We start from the raw sequence: 12904 nt of genomic DNA on the forward strand, positions 1-12904 counted from the left end.
AAAACATGTACCAGAAAACCAGGCTATGTTTATTATTAACAGCATTCTTGTTTTTAACAACGGGAACTGTGATTGCTCAGCAAGAAAAAAGCCTGTTGCTGGGGACTGATTTTCAGTTTAAAGGCAAATGGTTTAATGAAGTCAATAAAGACGGCATCAGTGGTAGCATTTTAAGATTTTTAGAAGGAGAACAGGACAGTACATCTGATGCATTAACCGTGATGAATATCGGAAGAGCAGGTCGTTATGCCATCTGGATAAGGACCCCAGATTTTGATACCCGTCCTGGTACCCGGTTATTCCAGCTTTCGGTTGGAAATGCCAGGTTAAAAAAAGCAGGTGGACATGGAAAACCAGGATATGCCTGGGAGCGTTTAGGAAGTGCTGACCTAAAGGAGGCTGATGTGCTGTTGCGCCTCCATAATTTTAATTTTGGCCGCTGCGATGCTATTCTTTTTACGCAGGATAGCACCATCAATCCAAATGATATAGACAAGAAAACCCTTTTATCCTGGAAAAAGCTTCCTGTTATGCAGGAAACACTTACAGCGGAAAAGAAAAACACGAGTCCCGCACTTCAACTGGGCAAGACGGATAAGGTAATTGCAGGAATTGAAAACGAGGCCGTACGTGTGCAGTTTGTACGAACGGGAGCTGACCATAAGGCTATTGCTTGTAAAACAGAGATAAAAAAAGATGGGGCCTGGCAACAGGTAAGTACTGCAAACATTGAAGACCATAGGATTTTTTTAATCAGTACTAATGCCACCGCCATCCAGTTTAATAAATACTACCCGACCTGGGATAGCCAAAAACCAAATGCATATTTTGTTTTTAAGGGGAATAAATATGCAGTTTACCAGCCGGGAGCCGATCTCAATCCTTTTGAGGCGGGGAACCTAAGCGAGGCCATTCCCATAACAGCAGAAGCTGTAAATAAACAGACCATAAAAGTTCAATATGTGACCAGGAATGGTTCTGAAATAACCGGTTTGTGGACATTACATCCGGGGCAGCAACATATTGATCTGCGGTTGATCTGCAAAGTTGCCCAGCTAGGGTATTACAGTATGGGGATCGAAGCTTTTCAGGCTGTTTCCGATCAGGAGCTGGAAAGCGTGCTGATGGCACCCATGTTTCAGTATAAGCGGCTTTCTGACGGTCCGCAAATGATGATTACTTCAATGATGCAGCAACCCTTGGCTATTGTTTCTTCAAAAACAGGGCAAGGTATTGTTTCAAGTTATGTGGCAACAAGCCCTGAATTGTTTAAAAAGGATTGGGGTTCTGTAGACTATGCGCCTGCGGGTTTCACACTGAAGAACCACAATAACCAGATACAACCGGTTATGTTTTCTCCTGTTTTGGGAATGAATGATTCTAAATACCGTGCAGGCGAGCTGATTGACAGACGATTTATTATTGGTGTAAAGGCGGGCAACTGGGATTCGGCTATGGATTATGTATCGAAAGAAGTGTTTGAGGTAAAGGACTACCGGAAACAACAACAAGCTTCGCTTACCGATGCGGTATTCAATATGATTGAACTGGTAAAAAACGACAATGCTGCGGGATGGTCAACCAAGCTAAAAGGTTTTTTTGATATTGAAGGCGACCCTAAAACAGCACCTACAGTTGTAAATGCCACGCCATTGGCCAACATCGCGCTTTCTGTATTGCAGAATGATGAAGAATTTTACATTAGCCGGTCCTTGCCGACCATAGAATTTACGCTTTCAAGAAGCGGGTACCGATGGGCGACAGATATTGTTCCGACAGCCTATAATGCTACACGAAAAACGCTGGAGTTCAATCCGCTTACCTCTCAGTTCACCACATCTTATTACGTAGGATTGGATCGCATATTGGGCGGATTGAATCCCTGGCTGAAAAATATAGCACTACCGGGAGATAGCCTAAGGGTAGCAAAAGGCTATTCAACAGATTTCCATTCATGGAACCAGGCGCTTTGGGCATACCAGCTCACAGGACAGGCAAAATGGTTGCAACAGGCAAAAAAAGATGCCGATCTTTTTATTCAGCAAAAAATATATAACAATACCAGTACAGTATTGAGTCATGTGCCTTTTTACAATGCCAGTTTTTATCCGCCCTGGTGGGACCTGCTGGATCTCTATGATACAACAAAAGATAAAAAATACCTGAAAGCCGCAGAATATGGTGCACATTTTACCATTGCAGGAATACGCAGCTATCCTAAAGTGGAAGATAGCCTGCAAACAATTCACAAGAATAATCATTATGATGGTGTTACACACATCTGGTGGAAAGGCAACAAGCCTTATCGTTTAGGCTTTCCCCGGAAAAATGGCGATGTACAGGAGAAGAAAGTACCCGAATGGTTGGTATCGCCAGTGGGTTTGGGCCTGGAGCAGCCCAGTACTTATTTTACCCGAGTAAAAGATCAGACGGTCCGTCCGGTATTTATGAGTAGCTGGGCACCTCATTTGTTGCGCTTGTTCCAATACGAGAACAAACCCATCTACGAAACCTATGCCCGCAATGCAGTGATCGGTCGTTATGCAAACTATCCGGGCTATTACGGCACGGGTTTTACAGATATACCCATGTCGGTTGATTTTCCCTATAAAGGGCCAGATGTGAGTTCCATTTATTATCATCATATCCCACCACATATCGCTTTTAGCCTCGATTACCTGATCTCAGAAAGCATCCAGCGTTCGAATGGAAATGTAGTGTTTCCTTATAGCAAACAGGAAGGATTTGTCTGGTTTAACAATCGGGTATATGGTGGCGGAAAAGGAAAGATTTTTGGCGATCAGGAGGCCACACTATGGATGCATAAAGGGCTGGTAAATATTCAGCATCCAGGAATCAATTATGTTACCGCAATTTCGGATAAGAACTTCTGGATCCTGCTTTCCTCGGAAGCTGAGTCTGAGCAAAAAGTAGCTGTACAATGGACTGATGCTACGGCTGCGCTAACGGATGGGAAAGCCCTGGTTTATGCGCAAAGCGATCAGCAGGTCCCCCGGGATTTTAAAGCGGCTAAGATTGATGTTGTTGTCCCTGCAAAAGGATTCAGGGCCATTGCTATTCCCTTAAAGGCGACTCCCGTTACAAAAAAATCTCAGCCGGTAAAAGATGGCATGAAGGTGATTGATTTGGGGGCTCCCTGGGGGCATGTATTCTTGTTCCGTATCCGCTCTCCCTTTGGTTGGGATACTTGTTATGGATTTGCAGAAACGGCTCCTTTAAATGGATATTCCGTAACCGTTAATTGTAACAATCAGACTCAGGAAATAAAGCAGTACCCTTACGAATGGGGTTTTAACAAACTGGCGATGGGTGAGGACGCAAAACTGGAGCTCATTTTTAAAAGTAATGATGGGAAAACAAAATCAAAAAAGATTGTACTCAATGGTAATGAATAAAAAAGGTGTGAAAACTGCATTGCTTGGTTGTTTATTAATGTCTGTTACTGCATTTTCTCAAACCAGGCCTGATCGTGATAAGATTGCGGCCTCCCAGGCAGGGGCTTCTCCGCTTTATTTTGATGTTTCTGCAGCGAATATCCCGGTGATTGAAACGGGTGATTTTAACAATGAACTGGAATGCAATGCCAGGGCAGGCTTTCCGGGCTTCTTTGAAAAAGTAAATGCGGGTAAAAAGGTGGTGGTTGCTTTTATTGGAGGAAGCATCACCCAGGCAAATTTTGGTTATCGCCTTCAAACGGCCCGGTACCTGGAGCAAACTTATCCTCAGGCCAGCTTTCAATGGATCAACGCAGGTGTATCTGGCACGGGAACGGAGCTTGGCGCATTTAGAATCGATGAACAGGTACTCAGCCATCAACCCGATCTTATTTTTATAGAATTTGCCGTTAATGGTGCTTATGCAGCCGGGATGGAGGGCATAATCCGTCAAACAATCAGGAAGAACCCGAATACAGCTATTTGTTTGCTGTATACTATTTTAACCGGGCAAACTGTCTTTTATCAAAAAAATGACTTGCCCCCAAATATTAAGGGATTGGAACAGATTGCCGAGCATTATGACCTACCTTCTGTGAATTTAGGTGTGGAGGCAGCAAGCCTGGAAGCTGCGGGAAAGCTGATCTGGAAAGCGAACTCAGTTGATCAGCAGAAAATTTTGTTTTCTGAGGATGGAATCCACCCGACAACAGCGGGCGGGAACCTGTATGCGGCCGCCATTGCCCGTGCATTTAAAAAAATTGAGGCAGCAAAGCCTTTAAAAAAGAAGGAGCTGCCAAAACCATTAATTACTGCCGCATGGGAGGAGGCAACGATGGTAGATCCATCAGCTTTGCCGGTTACTGATAAGGGTTGGAGGGTGTTGCCAACAGATACTGATCCAGACCTTAAAAAATTCAGTCCCTGGTTTTTCAATGTACTTTCTGCAAATAAACCAGGAGCCACATTTAGTTTTCGTTTTGAGGGAGATATGCTGGGCGTATTTGATATTGGCGGACCAGAGGTTGGGCAACTGGAGTGGATCGTAGATGGGAAACCGGTAAAACTAAGCAGGGAAAAGGAGGGGAATTTTATTTATTACCAGGCAAAAGATACAACTACTGCGGATGTATTGAACAGATTCAACAGCTACTGCAATAACCGTTACCGTGGACAACTTGATGTAATTAAAGTGCCGCAGGGAGACCATTTGGTAAAGGTAACCCTGTCTGGCCGGAAAGCCAATAAACTCATGATACTGCCTGAAGACAAGAGAGGGGATATCATTCAACATCCTGAAAAATATGATCAGACAGTGATCTATTTAGGTCGCATCTTACTAAGGGGGACATTATTGAAATGAAACAGATTTCTAAATTAAAACAGCATATTAAATTCATTTGCTTTTCAATTGCGTGCTGTTTATGCATACAGTCGAATGCGCAAATTATAAAAGATAATCAGGGCTTTAAAATTATCTCAAAAGACAAAACTTACCTGTTTAAGCCAGATTTTGTTGTTGTTTGGAATGAAAAGGATCCTGAACTTGCATTAAAACCTTCAGGCTTAAAAAAAGTATCTTACAATATTCCTACCTGGAAAACCAGCGACAGTAGCCTGGCCGATTATCGCCAACAAATTGTTAGTGCCAGTGTTGCCGGAGATGGATTTGACGATAAAATATTAAGAAGTGCGAAGCAAGATAGAACGGCCAATATCTATCACGCCGGAAAAACACATTTTCTTAGCGCCATTAAAACAATCAGTTCTGGAGATTCCATTCATTTTATCTTTCCGGAACACGCCTTATTTACGCTAAAAGCGTGGCTGGTTAAAAGTAGTTTGCCTTATCCTAAAATAGCGTTTTCGTTTACACCAAAAAAGAACGGTTTTTATAGTGTTGGGTATATCGGGGCGCCATCTTTTAAAAGTGATCATGTTGATGAAGTATGGCAGCCGCTGATCTGGACCGAAAAACGGGTTCCCCAGCAGCCCTATCTAACGCCCTCGTTTATGGCAACAATCCCTACTACACTGGTGAATGACGGGTATAACTCAATAGGTGTACTGGCTGATTCGAGGTATTTGCCTTTTCAACCTTTACCGCTTTTAACCAACAGCCAGTTTGGGATTGCACTTCTAAATAACAAATCAGCATTACAGCCCCAGGTTTTCGCCCCGATGCCAGGTGGTTTCAATTCTCAGATGAGTGCAGGGCATTCTTTTGAGTTTTCAATGAACCTTATTGTTGAGCCCTTGAGCATCACAAAAACATATGAGCAAATTGCAACAACTGTGTTTGGCTTTAAGGATTACCGTACCAATGCTACTGTTTCAATGAATACAACCCTGGACAATCTGATTGATTATTCAAAGACCCGCTATGCCTGGTTTATTGATAGCCTGAAAGGCTTTGCCTATGCTACGGATGTACCTGGCGCAGTAAAGAATGTTTCGAGCCTGAACCCGCTTGAATTGGCTATCGTGAGGGATGATCAGGAAATGTTTGATAAAAGGGCATATCCTTTAATGGAGTTTATGTTGTCGCGCGAAAAGTTCCTGTTTGCGATTGATAGCAACCAGAAAATTCAGTCTCCATCCAGAAAGTTGAGGGGGCCTATTGCGCCATTGTCCGAATTACAGGTTTTATCTGATGTTTTTGGTGGGAACAACTCCTTTTATGCTACGATGGCAAAAAAAGAGTTCGGAACGGCGCGTGTCAGAAATCTTGATGAAGAGCAGAAAGGTCGCAACTGGGTCAATGCAATGTTTATGTTTAAACTGACATCCGATTCGGCTTATTTAAGTTTAAGCAAGACCCTGGCAGATAAATATCTGAAAGAAAGAGTAAATACAAGGTTAAAGGCGTTTGGTGATCCCTTGTTTAGTTCCAATTTCTTCTGGCCAACCTTTACCAATAACTGGTCAGCGCTTTTGGAGTTATATGAACTTACTGCTGATCGCCGGTATCTGGAAGCCGCACAGGATGGGGCCAGGCATTACACCTTGTTTACCTGGATGACACCCGCTATACCGAATGATGTGGTTACTGTAAATAAAGGAGGGAAAGCACCGATGTATTGGTACCTTAAATCAAAAGGGCATCATCAAATGTATTATCCTGAAGAAAAAGTGCCCGCGTGGAGGCTTTCTGAGATGGGACTTACACCAGAATCATCGGGAACTTCAACCGGGCACAGGGGTATTTTCATGTCCACTTATGCGCCCTGGTTGTTAAGGATAGGCTATCATACAAAAGATCCGTTTTTAATGAATGTAGCTAAAGCTTCGATTGTTGGCCGTTCCGAAAGTTTTCCGGGATATCATATCAATACGGAGAGAACTACAGCCTATGAAAAGGCCGATTTTCCACTCCACGAGCATAAAGACCAGAGTGTAAACTCCTTTCATTACAATCATATCCTACCAATGGCTTCTATGTTTGTTGATTACCTGGTTTCGGATGCTTATGTAAAAAGTAGTGGCAGGATAAACTTTCCAAGCGATTATATAGAAGGATATGCCTATTTGCAGAATAAGTTTTACGGCGCTAAGAAAGGCCGGTTCTTTCAGTTCGAAAATGTGCAACTCTGGATGCCTTCCCGCCTGTTGAACACCGCTAATATTGCTTTAAACTATGTGAGTGCAAAAAAAGGAGATACCCTTCTGCTTGCTTTTATGAACCAATCTAAAGCGGATATCAGCACCCGTGTTTCTGTAGACGCTTCGAGGGTAGATTTTTCAAACAGTACCGGAGTGCAGACTTTGTATCCATCAGTACGGGTTTTGGATTTAAAAGACGGTACTTTCCAGATCAATGTCCCTGCCGGCGGCATTACTGCCCTGGCTATCCCAGGCGTAAAAATCAGCAGTGCTTTTCAGGACCAGATCCTGAATGTGAAAAAAGATCAGAGAAGTGATTATATCAATATCCCCGAAGGAGAGGCAAAGGCATTATTGTTTAAGCTTGGTGCTTATGCCCAAAAACTTTTTGTATTTCTTCAGGAAGACGATACAAAATGGAAGAAGGCTCGGTTGGTCTACAAGATCAATGGAAGCAAGGAAAAGATTATAGATAAAAATGAATACCCATTTGAATTTACAGTACCTGTTGATAAAGATAAAGCGGTTAGTTTTTACCTTGAATTAACAGATGTCAATGGAAAATTGATGAGATCCAAAGAAACGGAATTAGGCAAATAATATTGATTCGGATATTCGACGGCGGTGCACCAGGATAATGATGCCAAAGGTAGAACCGCTGAGGGCTTTCGCCACAGGCTTTAAAGGATGTGGTCAGGCACTAGCGAAGGCTGGAGTTTGCATTTGAATAAGTTTTTAATATAGAAGGATTTCCCTCGTCGTCATTCAGAACAGACAATTGGAAAAGTATAACAGAAGGAAAGAAATAATACAGAATATTTTATGATAACAAATCAAGGAGGCGAAAAGAGGCAACTGCGATCTAACGAACTTGCGGCAGATCTTGCCATTATAGGCGGCGGAGTATCAGGAACCTGTGCCGCAATTACCGCTGCGAGGCAAGGTTTAAAGGTTGTACTGGTGCAGGACAGGCCCGTGCTTGGCGGAAATGCGAGCAGTGAGGTAAGGTTATGGATGCTGGGCGCTACATCACATATGGGAAATAATAACCGTTGGGCCAGGGAAGGTGGTGTTGTGGATGAGTTAATGGTCGAAAATATGTACCGGAACCCTGAAGGAAATCCGTTGATTTTTGATACGGTTTTGCTTGATAAAGTTATTTTAGAGCCAAATATTACCTTATTGCTCAATACCGGGGTTTATGATGTAGAAAAATCAGCCACAGATCAACTGAGCGCCATAAAAGCCTTTTGCAGTCAGAATTCTACAGAATATATCATACACGCACCACTTTTTTGCGATGCATCAGGAGATGGCATTGTGGCCTTTCTGGCGGGTGCGGCATTCAGGATGGGAGCAGAGGCCAAAGAAGAATTTGGAGAACAGTTTGCGCCTACAAAAGAATATGGCGAACTGCTTGGCCATAGCCTGTATTTTTACAGTAAGGATACGGGCAAACCCGTAAAGTTTGTAGCTCCTTCTTATGCGCTTGATGATATTACAAAAATCCCCAGGTTTAAAAATTTTAATGCCAGGGAGCACGGATGCAAACTTTGGTGGCTGGAGTATGGAGGAAGACTGGATACGGTACATGATACCGAAAAAATAAAATGGGAGCTCTGGAAAGTAGCCTATGGTGCATGGAACTATGTAAAAAACTCTGGCAATTTTCCCGAAGCCGAAAACCTTGCGCTAGAATGGGTAGGTACCATACCAGGCAAAAGGGAAAGCCGTCGTTTCGAAGGCGAATACATCATCAAACAACAGGATATCGTTAACCAGCAATTGCATGATGACGCTGTCGCATTTGGTGGCTGGAGCATAGATCTGCATCCGGCAGATGGGGTGTTCAGCGAGAAACCCGGTTGCAATCAATGGCATAGCAAGGGCATTTATCAGATTCCCTACCGCGCTTTGTACAGCCGCAACATCAGGAATCTTTTTCTGGCTGGTAGAATTATCAGTGCCACGCATGTTGCCTTTGGCTCTACCAGGGTTATGGCTACTGCCGCCTATGCCGCGCAGGCAGTTGCCATGGCAGCGAAGATCTGTAAAGACAAAAATCTGTTGCCAGCGGAACTCTATCATAAAGGATTTATTCCTGAACTGCAGACTGAGCTGCTGCGCAGTGGGCATCACATTCCAGAGCTTGTACTCCATGATGCGCTCGACCTTGTGCGCAATGCGCAGGTTACCGCATCCTCAGAACTGTCGCTGACAGGTCTTCCTGAAAGTGAATTGTTTAAGCCACTTGAGTTTTCTGTTGCACAGATGATCCCCTTAAAAGCAGGTGCAATAGGGGCTTTTGTTGTACATGCAGAAGGAGATGTGGCAACGGAGCTGGAAGTGGAACTTAGAATCAGCAGTAAAAAGAGCAACCATACGCCAGATTTGACTATAGATAAAGTTTTACTGCCAATAAATGTTGGGCGTAATTGCTTGAAGATCAGCTTTGATGCGGTAATGCCTGAGGAAAGTTATGCGTTTCTTACCTTTATGAAGAATCCTAATGTTAAACTGCAGTTCTCAGCGAAGCGCGTTACGGGGCTATTATCCGTGTTCAACGCCATTAATAAGGACGTATCCAATTATGGAAAACAAAGTCCGCCAGCGGATATCGGGGTAGATGAGTTTGAATTTTGGTGCCCCAAGCGCAGGCCCGAAGGGCACAATATTACATTTAACTACAAATCGGGCATCAATGCTTTTGGTGCTGCAAATGTTACCAATGGCATTGATAGGCCGGTCTCTGCTCCAAATGCGTGGGTGGCCGACTGGAAAGATAAAAATCCGGCACTAACCATCAGCTGGAAAGAAATCAAGACCGTTAAACGGATCGAGTTGTTATTTGATACTGATTTTGATCATCCGATGGAGTCTGTCCTGATGGGGCATCCGGAAAATGTGATGCCGTTTTGCGTAAGGAATTATGTAATTAAAGACGATAAAGGGACCGTTGTTTTTACTAAAACCGGTAATTATCAAACCAGGAACATCATTGAGCTAACTGAGCCTTTAAATACCAGGAGCCTAACGATATATTTGGAGCATCCTTCAGGTGATGTACCTGCAGCTTTGTTCTCGGTGCGTTGCTATCAATAATACTAAATAAAAGATAAATTAAATGGGAAAATTAGATTTTGTGGTAATGGCGGTTTTTGCCTTACTTATATTCGGTATCGGACTTACATTTACCCGCGTGGGTAGTAAAAGCGGACAGGCTTTTTTCGAAGCCGGGGGAGAAACACCCTGGTGGATTAATGGCCTATCCTTGTTTATCAGCTATTTTTCGGCCGGAACCTTTGTGGTTTGGGGATCTATAGCTTATAAACATGGGCTGGTTGCCAATGCAATACAATTAACAATGGCCATCAGTGGCTTAATTGTCACCTTTTTTATTGCCGGAAGATGGAAAAAAACAGGTGTTGCAACAGCAGCCGAATACATCGGCAAACGGTTTGGTGCGGCCGAAAAACAGTTTTATACCTATATGACCTTGCTGCTGAGCCTGTTTACTACTGCAGCTGTATTGTATCCGGTTGGTAAAATGGTGCATGTAGCTACCCCATACTCCCTAGAAACCTGCATTATTGTGATCGGATTGATCATTGTGGTATATACCGCTGCTGGCGGTTTATGGGCGGTTTTAGTAACCGACGTGGTTCAGTTTGTGATACTTACAGCTGCGGTACTGATTGTGATCCCTATTGCTTTTTCCCAGATCGGAGGACCGGCAAACCTCGCGGCAAAAGCGCCGCCACATTTTTTTGAACCTTTTAACCAGGACTATACCTTTGGGTTTATGCTGGCTTTTATTGTATATCAGACCTTTTATATCGGCGGAAACTGGTCATACGTGCAACGTTATACGAGTGTGTCTAACCAGAAAAACTCAAAAAAGGTAGCAGGTATATTTACCATGTTGTATTTTGTAAGCCCTTTTATCTGGATGATCCCACCGATGATCTACCGGGTGATCAATCCAAATCTTCAGGGACTGGAAAGTGAAGATGCATACATGATGTTGATCCAAAAAGTAATGCCGGCAGGTTTGATAGGACTTGTGCTGGCCGGAATGGTTTCTGCCACATCAAGTAAGGCCAATACAACGATTAATATGGCCTCGACTGTTTTTGCACAGGATATCTATAAAAACCTGCTCAGACCGAAAGCTTCAGAAAAAGAAGTGATCTGGATGGCCAGATTCTTTACCCTTGTTTTTGGCGTATTAACAATAATTGTTGCCATTTGGATTCCAAGTGCCGGGGGAATTGTTGAAGTGGTTTTAAGTACTGCCTCTATTGCAGGGGGAGCATTATTTGCACCGATCATCTGGACACTTTTTTCTAAACGTCAAACGGGATTTTCAGTCGTTACCGCCACCGTAGCATCATTGCTGATCAACCTGTTCTTTAAAGTAATTGCCCCTAGTATCTGGGGTTTAAAGCTCGACCGTACCATGGAAACATGCATGGGTATGGGCATTCCAATAGCGGTTCTTTTGTTTTTCGAAATATATTATACTGCTAAGGGGCATATTTCAATTAAGGTAGAAGAAATGGAGCAGGAAAAAGAGCTTACCGCGGTCCGGGTTGTAGATCCGGCCCTCCATATTGAGGCTGCAAAACAAAATAAATTCGGGATAGGTGTTATTGCACTTTCAATGGGTATTGTGGGGATAGGCATTGGGATACTTGGATATATCGCAAAGGACTTTTCAATCACCGTTATGGCTGTTGGCGGCCTAATCCTGATATCGGCAGGGTTAATATGGCGGGTAGCCAGTAAAAAGTTGGTTGTTTAAGGCAAACCGTACAAAAGTTTATGGAGTGGGTGCTTTTTTATTTTCAGGAGTAGGACCCTATAAATACATGAAAGCCCACCTAGGCGAAGTAAAAACAAAAATTTATAAATATGATACAATTCTTTTTAAAGTACAAAGGCAGCAGATTATTCATTTTTTTGCTTGCTTTTAGTCTTAATGCTTTCAGTCAAACCAATAACAATACATTACACTTATTTGTAATTGGAAATAGTTTTTCGCAAAATGCGACCAGTTTTCTGCCTCAAATGGCCAAAGAAATGGGTAAAAATTTAATTATTGGTAGGGCAGAACTTGGCGGTCATTCTTTGGAGCAACATTGGGGTTATGTAGAAAAATTTGAAAAGGATTCAACCGATGTTAAAGGAAAGCCATACGGAGGCAAATCGCTAAAAATGTTATTGTCGCAAGGTACCTGGGATGTAGTGACGATCCAGCAATATTCATATCTTTCCGGCGATTCATCAAGCTACAATCCATACGCAAAAAAACTGGTAGACTACATTAAAAAGCTTCAACCAAATGCAGAAATCGTGATTCACCAAACTTGGGCTTACCGTGTTGATGCAAAGAAATTTGGGAAAGTTGGGCCAGCGCAATTGGCTAAAAACCAGTTGGAAATGTGGCAAAAATCTCGTGAAGCATACCGCAAACTGGCGAAACAGTTTAATGCAAGGCTTTTACCTGTTGGCGATGCGTTTGAAGAAGTGGCAACCAATAAAAAATATGGCTATAAAAAGGATACAACTTTTGATTTTGAACATCCTGTTGCATCCAGTTTGCCCGATCAAACGCATTCTATCAATGTGGGCTATTTCTGGAACAAACAAGAATTGGCCTTTGATCCAAACCATGCGAATGATGCGGGGAAATATTTAGGCGGTTTGATTTGGTACGGGATACTTTTTAAAGATTCCCCGAAAAAAATAGGATTTAAACCCGCATCTGTTTCAGATGATTTTAAAAGTTATCTGCTTGAGGTTGCGAGTAAGGTTATAAAGGTTTCCAAAAATTGATTTTGTTT

6 protein-coding genes are annotated in these 12904 nt (G+C 42.9%); all 6 read left to right on the forward strand.

What is annotated here, in order from left to right; translation table 11 throughout:
- The first annotated feature begins 5 nt into the window (after positions 1 to 5).
- Positions 6 to 3416, forward strand: coding sequence for a hypothetical protein (locus tag LQ201_RS24155; protein WP_230146225.1), 3411 nt, complete (start codon positions 6 to 8; stop codon positions 3414 to 3416).
- On the forward strand, positions 3367 to 4818 hold the full coding sequence (locus LQ201_RS24160) for an SGNH/GDSL hydrolase family protein (protein WP_230146707.1): 1452 nt from the start codon (positions 3367 to 3369) through the stop codon (positions 4816 to 4818). The genes LQ201_RS24155 and LQ201_RS24160 overlap by 50 nt, the downstream gene beginning before the upstream one ends.
- Positions 4815 to 7658, forward strand: coding sequence for a hypothetical protein (locus LQ201_RS24165; protein WP_230146227.1), 2844 nt, complete (start codon positions 4815 to 4817; stop codon positions 7656 to 7658). Before LQ201_RS24160 ends, LQ201_RS24165 begins: the two co-directional genes overlap by 4 nt.
- Before the next feature lie 222 nt (positions 7659 to 7880).
- Positions 7881 to 10160, forward strand: coding sequence for an FAD-dependent oxidoreductase (locus LQ201_RS24170; RefSeq protein ID WP_230146228.1), 2280 nt, complete (start codon positions 7881 to 7883; stop codon positions 10158 to 10160).
- Between the two features lie 22 nt (positions 10161 to 10182).
- Positions 10183 to 11862, forward strand: coding sequence for a sodium:solute symporter family protein (locus LQ201_RS24175; RefSeq protein ID WP_230146229.1), 1680 nt, complete (start codon positions 10183 to 10185; stop codon positions 11860 to 11862).
- 110 nt (positions 11863 to 11972) lie between these two features.
- On the forward strand, positions 11973 to 12896 hold the full coding sequence (locus LQ201_RS24180; protein WP_230146230.1) for a DUF4886 domain-containing protein: 924 nt from the start codon (positions 11973 to 11975) through the stop codon (positions 12894 to 12896).
- Positions 12897 to 12904: the final 8 nt, after the last annotated feature.

Origin of the sequence: Pedobacter sp. Bi126 (genome assembly GCF_918698245.1) — a bacterium.
Classification (GTDB): domain Bacteria; phylum Bacteroidota; class Bacteroidia; order Sphingobacteriales; family Sphingobacteriaceae; genus Pedobacter.